This window comes from Pseudomonas sp. (assembly GCF_040514055.1).
Lineage (GTDB): Bacteria > Pseudomonadota > Gammaproteobacteria > Pseudomonadales > Pseudomonadaceae > Aquipseudomonas.
In genome coordinates this window covers 119,186-135,660 of record NZ_JBEVDL010000083.1, presented here as the reverse complement: position 1 = coordinate 135,660, position 16,475 = coordinate 119,186, and the positions used below count along the sequence as shown (strand labels likewise).

At 65.7% G+C, this 16,475-nt stretch carries 15 protein-coding genes; 10 read left to right on the top strand and 5 right to left on the bottom strand.

Annotated features, from left to right (window positions below):
* Positions 1 to 161 precede the first annotated feature (161 nt).
* Complete coding sequence (locus ABWY06_RS23055) at positions 162 to 857, bottom strand: NUDIX domain-containing protein (RefSeq protein WP_353927921.1); 696 nt, start codon at positions 855 to 857, stop codon at positions 162 to 164.
* A gap of 116 nt (positions 858 to 973) precedes the next feature.
* Here ABWY06_RS23055 and ABWY06_RS23050 point away from each other — a divergent pair, with 116 nt between their 5' ends.
* The 7 genes from ABWY06_RS23050 to pdeM all read left to right on the top strand — a co-directional run bounded on the left by ABWY06_RS23050 (position 974) and on the right by pdeM (position 9,914).
* A complete protein-coding gene (locus tag ABWY06_RS23050) occupies positions 974 to 1,657 on the top strand; it encodes a nicotinamidase (RefSeq protein WP_353927920.1) in 684 nt (227 codons plus the stop codon).
* A 2-nt stretch (positions 1,658 to 1,659) separates the two neighbouring features.
* Positions 1,660 to 2,865, top strand: coding sequence for a nicotinate phosphoribosyltransferase (pncB, locus tag ABWY06_RS23045; protein ID WP_353927919.1), 1,206 nt, complete (start codon positions 1,660 to 1,662; stop codon positions 2,863 to 2,865).
* 10 nt (positions 2,866 to 2,875) lie between these two features.
* A complete protein-coding gene (gene nadE, locus ABWY06_RS23040; protein WP_353927918.1) occupies positions 2,876 to 3,703 on the top strand; it encodes an NAD(+) synthase in 828 nt (275 codons plus the stop codon).
* 92 nt (positions 3,704 to 3,795) lie between these two features.
* Positions 3,796 to 4,836 carry a ligase-associated DNA damage response exonuclease gene (locus ABWY06_RS23035; RefSeq protein WP_353927917.1) on the top strand — a complete coding sequence of 347 codons (1,041 nt, stop codon included), beginning with the start codon at positions 3,796 to 3,798 and terminating at the stop codon, positions 4,834 to 4,836.
* Complete coding sequence (locus ABWY06_RS23030) at positions 4,833 to 6,533, top strand: ATP-dependent DNA ligase (RefSeq protein WP_353927964.1); 1,701 nt, start codon at positions 4,833 to 4,835, stop codon at positions 6,531 to 6,533. Before ABWY06_RS23035 ends, ABWY06_RS23030 begins: the two co-directional genes overlap by 4 nt.
* 95 nt (positions 6,534 to 6,628) lie before the next feature.
* Entirely contained in the window at positions 6,629 to 9,211 is a 2,583-nt protein-coding gene (locus ABWY06_RS23025) for a ligase-associated DNA damage response DEXH box helicase (protein WP_353927963.1), read from the top strand.
* 46 nt (positions 9,212 to 9,257) lie between these two features.
* On the top strand, positions 9,258 to 9,914 hold the full coding sequence (pdeM, locus tag ABWY06_RS23020) for a ligase-associated DNA damage response endonuclease PdeM (protein WP_353927916.1): 657 nt from the start codon (positions 9,258 to 9,260) through the stop codon (positions 9,912 to 9,914).
* 4 nt (positions 9,915 to 9,918) lie between these two features.
* Here pdeM and ABWY06_RS23015 read toward each other — a convergent pair whose 3' ends face one another.
* The 3 genes from ABWY06_RS23015 to dcd form a co-directional block, all read right to left on the bottom strand.
* Positions 9,919 to 10,149 (bottom strand): hypothetical protein, encoded by a 231-nt coding sequence (locus tag ABWY06_RS23015; protein ID WP_353927915.1) that lies wholly within the window; start codon positions 10,147 to 10,149, stop codon positions 9,919 to 9,921.
* Between the two features lie 319 nt (positions 10,150 to 10,468).
* Positions 10,469 to 10,711 (bottom strand): hypothetical protein, encoded by a 243-nt coding sequence (locus ABWY06_RS23010; RefSeq protein ID WP_353927965.1) that lies wholly within the window; start codon positions 10,709 to 10,711, stop codon positions 10,469 to 10,471.
* A 157-nt stretch (positions 10,712 to 10,868) separates the two neighbouring features.
* Positions 10,869 to 11,435 (bottom strand): dCTP deaminase, encoded by a 567-nt coding sequence (gene dcd, locus ABWY06_RS23005; RefSeq protein WP_353927914.1) that lies wholly within the window; start codon positions 11,433 to 11,435, stop codon positions 10,869 to 10,871.
* A gap of 314 nt (positions 11,436 to 11,749) precedes the next feature.
* Between dcd and ABWY06_RS23000 the strand changes: the two genes are divergently transcribed.
* The gene (locus ABWY06_RS23000) at positions 11,750 to 11,959 is read left to right on the top strand and encodes a cold-shock protein (protein WP_353927913.1); all 210 of its coding nucleotides are present in this window, start codon (positions 11,750 to 11,752) and stop codon (positions 11,957 to 11,959) included.
* 294 nt (positions 11,960 to 12,253) lie between these two features.
* On the opposite strand, the gene apbC is transcribed toward ABWY06_RS23000, so the two are convergent.
* Entirely contained in the window at positions 12,254 to 13,348 is a 1,095-nt protein-coding gene (gene apbC, locus ABWY06_RS22995; protein ID WP_353927912.1) for an iron-sulfur cluster carrier protein ApbC, read from the bottom strand.
* Positions 13,349 to 13,509: 161 nt separating this feature from the next.
* On the opposite strand from apbC, the gene metG reads away from it, so the two are divergent.
* On the top strand, positions 13,510 to 15,552 hold the full coding sequence (metG, locus tag ABWY06_RS22990) for a methionine--tRNA ligase (protein ID WP_353927911.1): 2,043 nt from the start codon (positions 13,510 to 13,512) through the stop codon (positions 15,550 to 15,552).
* 24 nt (positions 15,553 to 15,576) lie between these two features.
* Positions 15,577 to 16,380: a DUF4349 domain-containing protein gene (locus ABWY06_RS22985; protein ID WP_353927910.1), complete on the top strand. Its 804-nt coding sequence runs from the start codon at positions 15,577 to 15,579 to the stop codon at positions 16,378 to 16,380.
* The last annotated feature ends 95 nt before the right edge of the window (positions 16,381 to 16,475 follow it).

The following is a 16,475-nucleotide window of genomic DNA, read 5'->3' as shown; positions in this document are numbered from 1 at the left end:
GTAGGGCACAGCAACTTCCCGTTAACCGCTCGAGGGCGGTTTGTGTGGCGGGCGATCCGGCAGGCCGGACCCGCACTTCCAATGCGCTGGAGCATTGCAAATCGCGCCCTGCCCCACCAGCCCCGCAACTGTAAATTTGGTCAGGAAACCGCTTACAACGCCTAGATCAGCACACTGCGATCGAAGGTGAAAACGCCCTGGGACTGCCGGGGGGTATGACGCCATACCGTCTGCGGGCGGCCGCGCCGGGGCTGGTTTTTCTCGCCGGTATCGAGGATCCAGCCTTCGCTTTTCATCCGCTCCAGCCGCCCACGCAAGGTGGTGTGCTGCACGGGCTGACCGATGCAGGCCTGGAAGGCGGCCAAGGCCTCGGTCACGGTGAAGTGCTCCTCAAGCAGGTACAGCGGCACCCCGCTGTAGACCGCCTTGCTGGCCAGGCGCTCGCCGGCCTGGCGCACCAGGTGGAGATGGTCGAAGGGCAAGGGCAGACGCCCCTGCAGCACTTCGGCCAGCGGCACAAACCGCAGGTCCTCGCCCTCGACCTGGGCCTGGGGCGGCACCAACGCGAGGTAGAAGGTGCTCAACGACCAGCCCCGGGGATCACGCACGGCATTGCCCAGGGTGGCGACCTGCTCCAGGTAGGCCGGTTGCAGGCGCGCCTTACTGGCCAAGGCGCGCGCTGCGGCCGCCTCCAGACTGACATCGGCGCTACGGCCGTTGACCAATACCCCGGGCAAGGCCCATTGCCCGGCGAACGGCGCCCGCGGCCGACGCAGCACCAGCAACTCCAGTTGGGCCTCGCAATCCAGGCGCAGCGCGACGATATCGACGCTGGCCAGCACTTCGGCGGAACTCATCGCACCTCCTGTCCGGGGCCACCCGCTCGGCGACCCTCCCTATATTCCAGCATGCCGACTAATTCTCATCTTTTCCCATGATCCTTGAAAAGCCGGTTGACTATATATTTCATCAGATGGAATATATAGCCAAGACCCGCCAGGAGGATACTCCGATGAAAATCGCCAGTTTCGATGTGGATGCGCAAAAAGGCTTTACCCCACTCTGCCCGGATGAATTGCCGGTGGCCGGCGGCGAGCAGATAGTGCCGGCCCTCGACCAACTGGCACGCCGCGCCCAGCTGCGGGTCGGTAGCAAGGATGCCCATAGTCCACAGGCAGACTGGGTGGTCGAGCGGCACAGCGAGATGCTCGCGCCCCTGCCGCTGGCCAATGCCAACCTGACCTGGGTCAGCCACTGCGTGCCGGGCACCCGCGGCTTCGAATTGCTGGACGGGCTGCCCGCGCCCATCGACTATGACTTCTTCGTATGGAAAGGTGTCGAGCCGGACCTGCACCCCTTCGGCGCCTGTTACCACGACCTGGCCGAACGGCGCAGCAGCGGAGTGATAGAGTTCCTGCGCCAGGCCGGGGTCGGCCACGTACTGGTCGGCGGCCTGGCGCTGGACTACTGCGTGAAGACCACCGCCTTGCAACTGCGCCGCGCCGGCTTTGCCGTGTATGTTCTGCTGCCGGCCTGTCGCGCCATCGCCGTGGACACGGCGGATGCGGCCTGCAATGACATGCGTGAAGCCGGCATCGTGCTCTGCGCAAACCTCGACGTACTGGATACCGCGCTCGCCGCGGCCTTGGAGAATTGAGCATGGGTGAAAGCGTGTTTGCCGAGCGCAGTGTGCAGAACCTGCTGGACACCGACTTCTACAAATTGAGCATGATGCAGGCGGTGCTGCACAACTACCCCAATACCGAGGTCGAATTCGAGTTTCGCTGCCGCAATGGCGAGGACCTGCGCCCCTACCTGGCCGAGATCCGCCATCAAATCGAGCGCCTGGCAGAGATCGAGGTGACCGCCGACCAGTTGGCGTTTCTGCAGCGCATCCCCTTCCTCAAGCCCGACTTCATCCGCTTCCTCAGCCTGTTCCGCTTCAACCTGCGCTATGTGCAGAGCAGCATCGACGGCGGCCAGCTGTGCATTCGGGTACGCGGTCCCTGGCTGCACGTGATCCTCTTCGAGGTGCCGTTGCTGGCCATCGTCAGCGAGGTGCGCAATCGCTACCGCTACCGCGAGGTGCTGCTGGAGCAGGCCAGCGAGCGGCTGTACGGCAAACTCGACTGGCTCAAGGGCGAGGCCAGCGTCGACGAGCTGGCCGGCTTCCAACTGGCCGATTTCGGCACCCGCCGGCGCTTTTCCTACCGGGTCCACGAGGAGATGGTGCATATCCTCAAGCGCGACTTCCCCGGCCGCTTCGTCGGCACCAGCAACGTGCACCTGGCCCGCGAATACGACCTCAAGCCCATCGGCACCATGGCCCACGAATGGCTGATGGCGCACCAGCAACTGGGCCCGCGCTTGATCGACAGCCAGAGCGCCGCGCTGGACTGCTGGGTCCGCGAGTACCGCGGCCTATTGGGCATCGCCCTGACCGACTGCATCACCATGGATGCCTTTCTCGGCGATTTCGACCTGTACTTCGCCAAGCTGTTCGACGGCCTGCGCCACGACTCCGGCGACCCGTTGGTCTGGGCCGAGAAGGCCATCGCCCACTACCAGGCCCTCGGCATCGACCCCCAGAGCAAGACCCTGGTGTTCTCCGACGGCCTGACCCTGCCCGGGGCGCTGAAGATCTACCGCGCCCTGCATCAGCGGATCAATGTCAGTTTCGGCATCGGCACCAACCTGACCTGCGACATTCCAGGTGTCGAGCCGATGAGCATCGTGATTAAAATGACCGCCTGCAACGGTCAGCCGGTGGCGAAGATTTCCGACGCACCGGGCAAGACCCAATGCCATGACGACAATTTCGTCGCCTATCTGCGACATGTTTTCCGCGTCAATCAAGCGGGATAAGGAGCCGAGTATGGACAGCTTGCAAGCCAGCATCGCCGCCGACCTCAAGGTCGTGCCGCCCTTCGCCGATCTGGCCGCCCTGCGCGCCGAGGTCGCCCGGCGCAAGGCCTTTATCCAGGACTGCCTGCGCCACGCGGGCCTCAAGACCCTGGTGCTGGGCATCAGCGGTGGCGTCGACTCGCTGACAGCCGGGCGCCTGGCGCAACTGGCGGTGGAGGAACTGCGCCAGCAGACCGGCGACCCGGCCTACCGTTTTATCGCCGTGCGCCTGCCCTATCACCAGCAGCAGGACGAGGCCGATGCCCAGGCCTCGCTGAACTTTATCGAGGCCGACGATGTGCACACCGTGAACATCGCCGACGCGGTACGCGGCCTCGCCGGCCAGACCCGCGCCCTGGGCCTGCTGGAGCCGGCGCGCAACGATTTTGTCATGGGCAATATCAAGGCGCGCATGCGCATGGTCGCCCAGTACGCCATCGCCAATGCCCACAACGGCCTGGTGATCGGCACCGACCACGCCGCCGAAGCGGTGATGGGCTTTTTCACCAAGTTCGGCGACGGCGCCTGCGACCTGGCACCCCTCAGCGGCCTGGTGAAACACCAGGTCCGGGCGATCGCCGAAGACCTCGGCGCACCCCACGCCCTGGTGTTCAAGGTGCCCACCGCGGACCTGGAAGAACTGACCCCGGGCAAGCCCGACGAAGACGCCTATGGCGTGACCTACGTCGAGATCGACGCCTTCCTCCACGGCCAGGCCGTCAGCGAGCGCGCCTACCAGCTGATCAGCCGCGCCTACGACAACACCCGGCATAAACGCGAACTGCCCCTGACCCCCTGATCGGACACGAAACGGATTCGGTCGGGCAAACCGGCCGAACCTAATCGGGCTTGCGGGGCTCCTAGCTTTACCCTCCCCGTTCAGGCGTTGTCATGGATCTGGTCATTGCCCGGCCCGAAGGCCTGTATTGCCCGCCCGGCGATTTTTACATCGACCCCTGGCGCCCGGTCGAGCGCGCCGTAATCACCCATGCCCATGGCGACCATGCGCGCACCGGCAACGGCCACTACCTGGCCGCCACGCCCGGCGCCGGCATCCTGCGCGCGCGCCTGGGCGCCGAGCTGCGCCTGCAGACCCTGGCCTACGGTGAACGCCTCGATCACCACGGCGTTACCCTGAGTTTCCACCCCGCCGGCCATGTGCTGGGCTCGGCCCAGGTGCGCCTGGAGTACCGCGGCGAGGTCTGGGTCGCGTCCGGCGATTACAAGGTCGAACCGGACGGCACCTGCGCGCCCTTCGAGCCCGTGCGCTGCCACACCTTTATCACCGAATCGACCTTCGGCCTGCCGATCTACCGCTGGCCGGCCCAGGCCCGGGTGTTCGCCGACATCGATCAGTGGTGGCGCGCCAACGCGGCTGCCGGGCGCGCCAGCGTGCTGTTCGCCTACGCCTTCGGCAAGGCCCAGCGCATCCTGCATGGCATCGACGCCAGCATCGGGCCGATCCTCGCCCACGGTGCGGTCGAGCCGTTGAACCGGGTCTACCGCGAGGGCGGCATCCACCTGCCGGACACCACCTACGTCGGCGAGCTGCAAAAGAACGATCCGCGCCTGCGCCAGGCCCTGGTCATCGCGCCGCCCTCCGCCGGTGGCAGCAGCTGGATGCGCCGCTTCGGCGACTACAGCGACGCCTTCGCCAGCGGCTGGATGTTGCTACGCGGCACCCGCCGTCGGCGCGGCGTGGACCGTGGTTTTGTCTTGTCCGATCACGCCGACTGGCCGGGCCTGCTGTGGGCCATCGAGCAGACCGGCGCCGAGCGGGTGATGGTGACCCACGGCCAGGTCAATGTGCTGGTCCGTCACCTGCGCGAGAACGGCCTGGACGCCCAGGGCTTCCAGACCGAATACGGCGACGAGGATGACGACGCCAGCGCCGAAAAAACCCAAGCCCACGCCGTGGAGCCGACGTCATAAAAGCCTTCGCCGAACTCTACGCGCGCCTCGACGCCACCACCTCCAGCAACGCCAAGCTGCAAGCCTTGCAGGATTATTTCGCCACTGCCGACGCCGCCGATGCCGCCTGGGCGGTGTATTTTTTGGCGGGCGGTCGGCCGCGCCAGCTGGTGCCGACCCGGGTGCTGCGCACCCTCGCCGGGCAAGTCGCGGGCCTGCCCGAGTGGCTGTTCGAAGAGAGTTACCAGGCGGTCGGCGACCTGGCGGAAACCATCGCCTTGCTGCTGCCCGAGTCGCCCCAGGGCTCCGATCGCGGCCTGGCTTACTGGCTGGAGGACCAGCTGCTGCCGCTGCGCGGCCTGCCCCCGGAAGCCCTGGCCGAGCGATTGCCGCCGCTGTGGGCGCAGCTGGACCGCGTCAGCCTGATGGTCAGCCTCAAGCTGATCACCGGCGCCTTTCGGGTCGGCGTCTCCAAGCTGCTGGTGACCCGCGCCCTGGCCAGCCTGGCCGGGATCGATGCCAAGCGCGTGGCCCAACGCCTGGTGGGCTACACCGACCTGGCGCACCGGCCCAGCCCGGAGCGCTACCGCGCCCTGATCGCCGCAGAATCGGAGGACGAACACGCCCAACGCGGCGGCCAGCCTTACCCGTTTTTTCTCGCCCACTCCCTGCAGCAGCGACCGGAGCAGTTCGAGGCCGTGCTGGGCCCGCCGCAGGACTGGCTGATCGAATGGAAATGGGACGGCATCCGCGCGCAACTGGTCAAGCGCGACGGCCGCCTATGGCTCTGGTCCCGCGGCGAGGAGCTGGTCACCGAGGGCTTTCCCGAACTGCAGGAACTGCTGCAGCGGCTGCCCGACGGCACGGTGATCGATGGCGAGCTGGTGGTGTGGAGGGAACCCGAGGCGGTCAACCCCGACCCGCTGCCATTGGCCATGCCCCCGGCCCAGACCCTACCGGCAGCCTTCGGCATCCAGCCCTTTGCCTTGCTGCAGCAACGCCTGGGCCGCAAGACCCTCAGCCGCAAGCTGCTGGACGAGATGCCGGTGGTGCTGCTGGCCTATGACCTGCTGGAGTGGCAGGGCCTGGACTGGCGCAGCCGCCCGCAGCACGAACGGCGCGGCCAGCTGGAGCAGTTGGCGCAGCAGGCGGCCACTGCGCGCCTGCGCCTCTCGCCGTTGCTCCACGGCGCCGACTGGGCCGACCTGGCCGGCCAACGCGAAGCCTCGCGGCAGTTGGGGGTCGAGGGCATGATGTTGAAACGCCGCGACTCGCTTTACGGGGTCGGCCGCACCAAGGACCAGGGCCTGTGGTGGAAATGGAAGGTCGACCCCTTCAGCATCGACGCCGTGCTGATCTACGCCCAGCGTGGCCATGGCCGCCGCGCCAGCCTCTACAGCGACTACACCTTCGCCGTGTGGGACGAGGCGGCGCCCGGCGAACGCCAGCTGGTGCCCTTCGCCAAGGCCTATTCGGGCCTGACCGACGAGCAGATGCGCCAGGTCGACGCGATCATCCGCAAGACCACGGTGGAAAAATTCGGCCCGGTGCGCAGCGTCACCCCCAGCCTGGTGTTCGAGCTGGGCTTCGAAGGTATCGCCCTGTCCAAGCGGCACAAGAGCGGCGTCGCCGTGCGCTTTCCGCGCATGCTGCGCTGGCGCCAGGACAAACAGATCGAGGAGGCCGATACCCTGGCCACCTTGCAGGGTCTGCTGTGAGAGACGAGCAAAGTACTGCCGCCGAGTCGGCTGCCACGAACCAGGACCGTAACAGGCCCTCGGCGCTGGCGCTCGGCGGCACCCCACACCCACTCCTGTCCCCCGCGCGACGCTGGTTCGCCCTCCAGGGCTGGACGCCGTTCGCCTTTCAACGCAGCGTCTGGCAGGCGGTCAAGCGCGGCGAGTCGGGCCTGCTGCACGCCAGCACCGGCGCCGGTAAGACTTATGCGGTGTGGCTGGCGGCTCTTAACCGCTTCGCCAAGTCGGCGTCGACCCGCGTGCCGCAGCGCAAAGGCAAAACAGTACCTGCGCCGCTGACGGTGCTGTGGATCACCCCCATGCGCGCCCTGGCCGCCGACACCGCGCGGGCCCTGCAGGCACCCTTGGATGCACTGCACATCCCCTGGAGCGTCGGCCTGCGCACCGGCGATACCGGTGGCGCCGAGCGTGCCCGCCAGAGCCGACGCCTGCCCAGCGCCCTGATCACCACCCCGGAAAGCCTGACGCTGCTGCTGACCCGTGCCGATGCGCAGGCGACCTTTGCCACGTTGCGCATGCTGGTGGTGGACGAATGGCACGAACTGCTGGGCAACAAACGCGGCGTGCAGCTGCAATTGGCGCTGGCCCGGCTGCGCCTGTGGCGCCCCGACCTGGTGGTCTGGGGCCTGTCCGCCACCCTGGGCAACCAGCCCCATGCGCTGGAAGCGCTGATGCCAGTCGGTCGCCTGGTGCAGGGCCAACTGGGCAAGACCTTGCGGGTCGACACCTTGCTGCCGCCGACCCTCGAGCGTTTTCCCTGGGCCGGCCACCTGGGCCTGCGCATGCTCGACCAGGTGGTGGCCGAGCTCGACGGCTGCAGCAACAGCCTGGTGTTCACCAACACCCGCGCCCAGGCAGAAATCTGGTACCAGGCGCTGCTGGGCGCCCGCCCGGACTGGGCCGGTTTGATCGCCCTGCACCACGGCTCGCTGTCCCGCGAGGTGCGCGACTGGGTCGAAGCGGGTCTGAAAGACGGTCGTTTAAAGGCGGTGGTCTGCACCTCCAGCCTGGACCTGGGGGTGGACTTCCTGCCGGTCGAACGGGTGCTGCAGATTGGCTCGGCCAAAGGCGTGGCGCGCCTGATGCAACGGGCCGGCCGCTCCGGCCACGCCCCGGGACGCGATTCGCGCATCACCCTGGTGCCGACCCACAGCCTGGAGCTGCTCGAAGCCGCCGCGGTGCAGGTGGCCGTGGCGGCGCGCGCGGTGGAAGGCCGGCGCTCGCCGGAAAAGCCCCTGGATGTGCTGGTCCAGCACCTGGTCAGCATGGCCCTGGGCGGCGGTTTCGAAGCCGAGGCCCTGCGTGCCGAGGTGCAAAGCGCCTGGGCCTACCGCGAGCTGACCGCCGCCGAATGGGACTGGGCCCTGGCGTTCGTGCGCCATGGCGGCCATTCGCTGACCGCCTACCCCGACTACCGGCGCGCCGAGCCGGACGCCGAGGGCGTCTGGCGGGTACCCGACGCCCGCCTGGCGCGCCGTCACCGCATGGGCATCGGCACCATCGTCAGCGACGCCAGCCTTACCGTGAAGTACTGGAGCAAGGGTGGAGGCGGCGGCTCGCTGGGCACGGTGGAAGAAGGTTTTATCGCCCGCCTGCGGCCCGGTGACCATTTCCTGTTCGCCGGCCGCCTGCTGGAGCTGGTGCGGGTGGAGGACATGACCGCCTATGTCCGGCGCAGCAGCGGCGGCAGAAAAGCCGCCGTGCCGCGCTGGAATGGCGGGCGCATGCCGCTGTCCAGCGAACTGGCCGCTGCCGTGGTGGCGCAACTCGGTGCTGCCGAGCGCGGCGACTATGCCAGCGCGGAAATGCGCCTGCTCAAACCGCTGCTGGACGTGCAACAGCACTGGTCCGCGCTGCCCACGCCGACCCGTCTGCTGGCCGAAGTGCTCAAGTCCCGCGAAGGCTGGCACCTGTTTCTCTACCCTTTCGCCGGCCGCTCGGTGCACCTGGGGCTGGCCAGCCTGCTGGCCTGGCGCCTCGCCCGCGCGCAACCGCTGAGCTTTTCCATTGCGGTCAACGACTACGGGCTGGAGCTGCTGTCAGCCACCGCGCTGGATTTTCCGGCGCTGCTGACGCCCGCGCTGTTCGACCGCCACGACCTGCTGACCGATGTGCTGGCCAGCCTCAACGCCGGCGAGCTGGCGCGTCGGCGCTTCCGGGAGATCGCCCGGATCGCCGGCCTGGTGTTTTCCGGCTACCCCGGCGCGGCCAAAAGCGCGCGCCAGCTGCAAGCGTCCAGCGGGCTGTTTTTCGACGTATTTCGCCAGTACGACCCCAGTAACCTGCTGCTGACTCAGGCCCAACAGGAGGTGCTGCGCCAGGAGCTGGAAATCGGGCGCCTGGACCAGGTCCTGGCGCGCATGCAGGGCCAGCAGCTGCACCTGTGCCTGATCAAACGCGCGACCCCCTTGGCCTTTCCGCTGCTGGTGGAGCGCTTTCGCGAAAGCCTCAGCTCGGAAAAACTCGCCGACCGCATCCGCCGCATGGTCGAGCAACTGGAACGGGCCGCCGGGCCTGCGAACAACCTGCCGGCGGACGACAGCCCCTTTGCCATCGAGCAGACCCAGCGGTCGAAGCCGCGCGCGCCGCGCCAAGGCAAGGATGGCCGACCGAAGCCCAAGCAGCGCCCCGCACCGTGAGGGATCTGCCCATCAGCCGTACGCACAGGCGGGTTAATCTAAGGCGATGACCACCCATCTGGCTGTTCAACTCGCCGATACCGAACTCTGGCTGCTGCCCGACAAGGCCATCTGGTGGCCGCAGCAAGGGATGCTGCTGATCGCCGATATCCACTTCGGTAAAGCCGCGACCTATCGCCTGCTTGGCCAGCCCGTGCCCGAGGGCACCACCGCGCGCGACTTGCAGCGCCTGGACCGGTTGCTCGAGTGTTATCCCAGCCGCCAGCTGGTGTTTCTCGGCGATTTCCTGCATGCCGCCAAAGGCCGCACCACAGCATTGCTGGACACCCTGAACGCCTGGCGCGAGCGCCACCCGGCCCTGGAGATCACCCTGATTCGCGGCAACCATGACCGGCGCGCCGGCGATCCGCCAGAATCCCTGGGGATCCACGTACGGGCAGAGCCCTGGGCAATCGGCCCCTTTGCCCTGCAACACGAACCCGAGAAGCACCCGACCCAGCACGTGCTGGCCGGGCATGTGCACCCGGCCTATCGCCTGACCGGCCGCGGCCGCCAGCAACTGCGCCTGCCCTGCTTCTGCCTGGGCGAGCGGGTCAGCCTGCTGCCCGCCTTCGGCAGTTTCACCGGGGCCATGACCCTGGAAAAACGGCCCGGACAGCGGATCTTCGTGGTCGGTGGCAATCAGGTATGGGCCGTCGAGTGACCCGTCACTCCTCCCGCGCAATCCCGGTGATGGTGATGCCGAAGCGCTGCAACAGTTCTTGCGCGGGCCCTTCCAGGTCGTTGTCCTGTGCCGTCGCGTCCAGGGGTTCGTACTCACGCTCGGCGTGAGCCCGCAGCAACGCCACCGCTTGGTCCAGGCTGGGCTTTTGCGCGGCCTGGAGGTGCAGGGTCGAGGTGTTGTTGTCCTTGGTGTAGGCAATGGTCCACTGCGTCATCGGGCGGTTCTCCAGGCAAAGGGTCCAGCTGACGCCGGACCTGATCCAGCTTAGAGCCTGCCTGCGCCAGGCGGTTCGTATTGCCGAGGGCGAGGCGAGATAATGGCAAATAAATATCAAATTCCGCGGAATCCCTGAACTTTCCCCCCAGGGCTCACTCAGAACCTGTGCATCGTACTGATTCTCCAGGCGCCTTCTGATTTAGGCGCCTTTTTTTTGCATTTTTTTTGCGCGCCATAGGGCGGCCTAGGCGGGCTGTCCAGCGACAGCCCGCCGCTGGTGCCAAGGAGCTGCGCCAACTGCGCAGGCTGCCTCGAACCTATACCACCGGCGCCGGTGGCGGCTGGTCCGGCAGGGTGGGACTGCCCGGCTCGGCCGGTTGTTCGGGTGGCAGGCCGGGCTCGGCGGGCGTATCGGGGCCGGGCTGGCCGGGGATACCACCGGCCAGCCAGCGACCGGTTTCTTCTGGCCAGGAGTCATGCACGTCCGACGCTGCCTGGATGGCCAACATCGCGGCGAATCGCGGCGGGCTGCAAGGGTCGATCAGGCCTGGGGTGTTCATCGCTCTACGCTCCATGATGGGCGGCCCGCGGCGGGCCGGGACTCAAGTCATAGAGTGTGCGTACGGCGCGACAATTCCATTTTTTCTGGCCTGCAAGTACCCCACCCTGCGCACCGGCCCCGCGCGGCAAGGACCACAGCAGAGCGATCCGGGAGAGTCAGGTCCTGGGCAGGGTCACGCCACGCTGGCCCTGGTACTTGCCGCCGCGATCCTTGTACGACACCTCGCACTCCTCGTCCGACTCGAGGAACAGCATCTGCGCCACCCCTTCGTTGGCGTAGATCTTCGCCGGCAAGGTGGTGGTGTTGGAAAACTCGAGGGTCACGTGGCCTTCCCACTCCGGCTCCAGCGGCGTCACGTTGACAATAATGCCGCAGCGCGCGTAGGTGCTTTTGCCCAGGCAGATGGTCAAGACGTTACGGGGAATCCGGAAGTACTCGACGGTGCGCGCCAGGGCGAAGGAGTTCGGCGGGATGATGCAGACGTCGCTGGTGACATCGACGAAGCTCTTTTCATCGAAATTCTTCGGGTCGACGGTAGCCGAGTTGATATTGGTGAAGACCTTGAATTCGGCGGCACAGCGCACGTCATAGCCGTAGCTGGACACCCCGAAGGAAATCAGCCGCTCGGCACCTTCGCCACGCATCTGGCGCTCGACGAAGGGCTCGATCATGCCGTGCTCCTGGGCCATGCGGCGAATCCATTTATCCGATTTGATGCTCATGGCGGCGGTCCTGAATAACGTGGGGTGAAAAACTGCTGGCATCTTACCGGGGCCGGCCACCGGGTTCAAAGGTCACGGACGGACGCGATGGATGGCGCCGCCAGTCGAAAAAACTCAGGAACATTTTGCCAGCGGCTCGCGCTGCCGAAAAAAAGCGAGTAAGGTGGCCCCACTGTGCTGCTTGTGTCACCGAGAATCGAAATTGAAGTTAGATCTAGATCCAACTATCACCGCGACTCCCTTTACTCTTTGCACTCAGTCTCGTTCAGGGCTTTTCCTGAGCTGTCCTCAAACTTTGTACAAGGAGCAATCCCATGTCTAATCGCCAAACCGGTACCGTTAAGTGGTTCAACGATGAAAAAGGCTTCGGCTTCATCACCCCACAATCCGGTGAAGACCTGTTCGTGCACTTCCGCGCTATCCAGAGCGAAGGTTTCAAAAGCCTGAAAGAAGGCCAAACTGTTTCCTTCGTGGCTGCTAAAGGCCAGAAAGGCATGCAAGCTGAAGAAGTTCAGGTGGTTTAAATACCCCCTGCTCTGCTGAGCTGAAAAACCTCGCCCTTGGGCGGGGTTTTTTTATGCCTGAAATTTGTTGTGGACAAGGAGGGCGTCCAGCAACACCGCGCGGTATGCAAAGGGGTACCGCCGTCCGATGGCGCGCCATCCTAGGGGGGATGACGCCTTGCCCATCCACCGCGCGGACCGGTGGATAAGCACACCGTTATCCACCCGACGCCTGAACAACCTCGCCCTCGGGCGGGTTTTTATGCCTGATATAGCCTCGGCGCGCCGTTCAGCGACAGCCCAGCGTGGCGCGAATCAGTCGTCCGACACCTGGATGCTCGGCATGGCCACGGCTGCTGCTTCCTGCAGCACCAGGCGCGCACCGACCAACCGCGCCAGCTCCTGGTAGACCATGGAGATCTGGCACTCCGGCTCGGCCATCACCGTCGGGGTACCGCCATCGGCCTGCTGGCGAATCATCATCGACAGCGGCATGGAGGCCAGCAGCTCGACGCCGAACTCAGTGGCCAGTTTCTCGCCACCGCCTTCGCCGAACAGGTGCTCGGCATGGCCGCAATTGGAGCAAATATGCACGGCCATGTTTTCCACCACGCCCAGCACCGGGATATTGACCTTGCGGAACATCTCCACGCCTTTTTTCGCGTCCAGCAACGCCAGGTCCTGTGGCGTGGTGACGATCACCGCGCCCGCCACCGGCACCTTCTGCGCCAGGGTCAGCTGGATATCGCCGGTGCCCGGCGGCATGTCGACGATCAGGTAGTCCAGGTCGCCCCAGGCGGTTTGCGTCACCAGCTGGATCAAGGCACCGGACACCATGGGCCCGCGCCAGACCATCGGCGTGTTGTCGTCGGTGAGGAAGGCCATGGACATCACTTCCACGCCATGGGCGCGGATCGGCAGGAAAAATTTCTGATCCTTGACCTGCGGCCGGGTGCCAGCCGGGATACCGAACATGATGCCCTGGCTGGGGCCGTAGATATCGGCATCGAGGATGCCGACCCGGGCGCCCTCGCGGGCCAGGGCCAGGGCCAGGTTGGCGGCCGTGGTGGACTTGCCCACGCCGCCCTTGCCGGACGCCACGGCGATCACATTTTTCACATTGGCCAGCGCTGGCACCTGGGTCTGGGCCTTGTGCGGCGCGATCACCGACTGGATCTCCACCGTGGCGCTCTTCACCCCTTCGAGGTTCTCCAAGGCCATGCCGAGCATTTGCGCCCAGCCCGCCTTGAACAGATCGGCGGCGTAGCCCAGTTCCAGGCGCACCCGCACGCGGTCGCCGTCGATGGCGATCTCGCGCACGCAGCCGGCGCTGACCGGGTCCTGGTTGAGGTGCGGGTCGGTGTATTGACGCAACACGGCTTCCACCGTTTGACGGCTCACTGTGGACATGGAGGGATCCTTGGCAGGCGGGAAAAGAATGGCGCTCATGCTACTCCAGACGCACCTTCGCCGGGAGTCGGACGTGCGCTGGGCCCGCGCGGCGGGTGAAAAAAACCCGCCGTCCCTATATAGTTGCCGACCTTCTTTGTATTCCCAGCGCAGCCGATCCCATGTCCGAAGCCCGCCAGATACTCGTCACCAGCGCCCTGCCCTATGCCAACGGCTCGATCCATTTGGGCCATATGCTGGAATATATCCAGACCGATATCTGGGTACGCTTCCAGAAATTGCGCGGCAACCAGTGCATCTACGTCTGCGCGGACGACGCCCATGGCTCGGCGATCATGCTGCGCGCGGAAAAGGAAGGCATCACCCCCGAGCAACTGATCGACAACGTCAAGGCCGAGCACAGCGCCGATTTTGCCAGTTTCCTGGTGGATTTCGACAATTTCCATTCGACCCACTCGGACGAGAACCGCGAGCTGTCGAGCCTGATCTACACCCGCCTGCGTGACGCCGGGCATATCGCCACGCGCTCGGTGACCCAGTATTTCGACCCGGAAAAAGGCATGTTCCTGGCCGACCGTTTTATCAAGGGCACCTGCCCTAAATGCGCTACCGAAGACCAGTACGGCGACAACTGCGAAAAATGCGGCGCCACCTACGCACCCACCGAGCTGAAGAATCCCCGCTCGGCCATTTCCGGCGCCGTGCCGGTGCTGAAAGACTCCAAGCATTTCTTCTTCAAGCTGCCCGACTTCGAGGCCATGCTCAAGCAGTGGACCCGCGGCGGCAGCCTGCAGGACGCGGTGGCGAACAAGATCGCCGAATGGCTCGATAGCGGCCTGCAGCAGTGGGATATTTCCCGCGACGCGCCCTACTTCGGCTTCGAGATCCCCGACGAGCCAGGCAAGTACTTCTATGTCTGGCTGGACGCGCCGATCGGCTATATGGCCAGTTTCAAGAACCTCTGCGCCCGCCGCCCTGAGCTGGACTTCGACGCGTTCTGGGCCAAGGACTCCGGCACCGAGCTGTACCATTTCATCGGCAAGGACATCGTCAACTTTCATGCCCTGTTTTGGCCGGCCATGCTCGAAGGCGCGGGCTACCGCAAGCCCACCGCGATCAACGTGCACGGCTACCTGACGGTCAATGGCCAGAAGATGTCCAAGTCCCGCGGCACCTTTATCAAGGCGCGCACCTACCTGGATCACCTGTCGCCCGAGTACCTGCGCTATTACTACGCGGCCAAGCTCGGCCGCGGCGTCGACGACCTGGACCTGAACCTCGAGGACTTTGTGCAGAAGGTCAACTCGGACCTGGTCGGCAAGGTGGTGAATATCGCCAGCCGCTGCGCCGGTTTTATCCACAAGGGCAACGACGGCCGCCTGGTGGCCGGCAATGCCGCGCCGGAGCTGACCGATGCCTTCCTGGCCGCCGCGCCGAGCATCGCCGAGGCCTACGAGGCCCGCGACTTCGCCCGTGCCATGCGGGAGATCATGGGCTTGGCCGATCGCGCCAATGCCTGGATCGCCGACAAGGCGCCCTGGTCGCTGGCCAAGCAGGACGGCAAGCAGGACGAGGTGCAGGCCATTTGCGCCCTGGGCATCAACCTGTTCCGCCAATTGGTGATTCTGCTCAAGCCGGTGCTGCCAAACCTGGCCGCCGACGCCGAAGCCTTCCTCAACGTGGCGCCGCTGACCTGGGACGACCACAAGACCCTATTGGCCAATCATCAGCTCAACGCCTTCCAGCCGCTGATGACCCGTATCGACCCGAAAGCCGTGGACGCCATGACCGACGCTTCGAAAGAAGACCTGGCCAGCAGCGAAGCGCCTGCCGCCCCCGCCGGCAACGGCGAACTGACTAAAGATCCGCTGGCCGCCGAAATCGGTTTTGATGCTTTTACTGCCGTCGACCTGCGCATTGCGCTGATCGAAAAATGCGAATTCGTCGAAGGCGCCGACAAGTTGCTGCGCCTGACCCTGGATATCGGCGATGCCAAACGCAACGTCTTTTCCGGCATCAAGGCGGCCTATCCGGACCCCAGCCAGCTGGAAGGTCGCCTGACCCTGTATGTGGCCAACCTGGCCGCACGCAAGATGAAATTCGGCGTCTCCGAGGGCATGGTGCTGGCCGCCGGCCCAGGCGGCAACGAGATCTACCTTTTGAGCCCGGATGCCGGCGCCAAACCCGGCCAGCGCGTCAAGTAAGCCGTTCGCACAAGGAAACCCGCGATGCAGGTTGCAAAGGGAAGCCGGCTCTGGACTGGCTGCGCGTTACTGAGCCTGGGCCTGCTGGCGGGCTGTTCGCAAAAAAGCGAGGAAACCGCCGGCGGTGCTATGGGTGAACGCGCCAAGGCCGGCGCCTACCTGGCCTACGAACACGAGGTGGGCATCCGCCTGGCCCAGGAAGCCATAACGCCACGCCTGGCGACCCTGCGCGAGGCCTGCGCCGATGAACGTTTTGGCCGCTGCGAACTGCTGGCCATCGAACAGAACGACGGGCGCTATCGGGATGCCAGCCTTAGGGTCCGTATCGTGCCCGAAGGGGTCGAACCGCTGCTGGCGCTGGCCACTGAGGGCGGCCAGCAGGAGAATCGCCGTACCCATGCCGAGGACCTGGCCCAGGCGGTGAGCGATACCCAGCAACAGGAGCAGCGCCTGCAACGCCAGCACGCCACCCTGCTGAGTTATCAGGCGCGCAAGGACCTGAGCGTCAGTGACCTGCTGGCCCTGGCCAAGGAACTGGCCGAGGTCGAAGTGCAACTGGCCGCCACCCACCAGGACGCCGCCCAGCAGCAGCGCCGCCTGGAGACCAACCTGCTGACCCTGGCCTTTAACGCCGCGCCGGCAGGCCGCCTGTCGCGCCTGGGCGATGCGGCCGCCGGCCTGGCCGACGACGTCACCGAAGGCGCCGCCCAGGCGCTGCAGGTGATCGGTTATGGACTGCCCTTTGTGCTGGTCCTGTTTCCCCTGGCCCTGCTGCTGCGCTGGCTGTGGCGCAAAACCACCCGCACCCGCATCAGCGACAAGCGATGAAGAAATCCCAGGTAGTGATCAATACCGTGCTGACCGGCGGCGTGCTGATGGCCGTCCTGCACCCTGGCACTGTTTATCGCAACCGCTACAGCAGC

Bases quoted from the DNA above. Each gene is read 5' to 3' on its own strand.
- pdeM (WP_353927916.1), top strand. From the start codon at position 9,258: ATGACCACCCATCTGGCTGTTCAACTCGCCGATACCGAACTCTGGCTG.
- ABWY06_RS23015 (WP_353927915.1), bottom strand. From the start codon at position 10,149: ATGACGCAGTGGACCATTGCCTACACCAAGGACAACAACACCTCGACC.
- ABWY06_RS23010 (WP_353927965.1), bottom strand. From the start codon at position 10,711: ATGAACACCCCAGGCCTGATCGACCCTTGCAGCCCGCCGCGATTCGCC.
- nadE (WP_353927918.1), top strand. From the start codon at position 2,876: ATGGACAGCTTGCAAGCCAGCATCGCCGCCGACCTCAAGGTCGTGCCG.
- ABWY06_RS23035 (WP_353927917.1), top strand. From the start codon at position 3,796: ATGGATCTGGTCATTGCCCGGCCCGAAGGCCTGTATTGCCCGCCCGGC.
- pncB (WP_353927919.1), top strand. From the start codon at position 1,660: ATGGGTGAAAGCGTGTTTGCCGAGCGCAGTGTGCAGAACCTGCTGGAC.
- ABWY06_RS22985 (WP_353927910.1), top strand. From the start codon at position 15,577: ATGCAGGTTGCAAAGGGAAGCCGGCTCTGGACTGGCTGCGCGTTACTG.
- ABWY06_RS23000 (WP_353927913.1), top strand. From the start codon at position 11,750: ATGTCTAATCGCCAAACCGGTACCGTTAAGTGGTTCAACGATGAAAAA.
- metG (WP_353927911.1), top strand. From the start codon at position 13,510: ATGTCCGAAGCCCGCCAGATACTCGTCACCAGCGCCCTGCCCTATGCC.
- ABWY06_RS23050 (WP_353927920.1), top strand. From the start codon at position 974: ATGGAATATATAGCCAAGACCCGCCAGGAGGATACTCCGATGAAAATC.
- dcd (WP_353927914.1), bottom strand. From the start codon at position 11,435: ATGAGCATCAAATCGGATAAATGGATTCGCCGCATGGCCCAGGAGCAC.
- apbC (WP_353927912.1), bottom strand. From the start codon at position 13,348: ATGTCCACAGTGAGCCGTCAAACGGTGGAAGCCGTGTTGCGTCAATAC.
- ABWY06_RS23055 (WP_353927921.1), bottom strand. From the start codon at position 857: ATGAGTTCCGCCGAAGTGCTGGCCAGCGTCGATATCGTCGCGCTGCGC.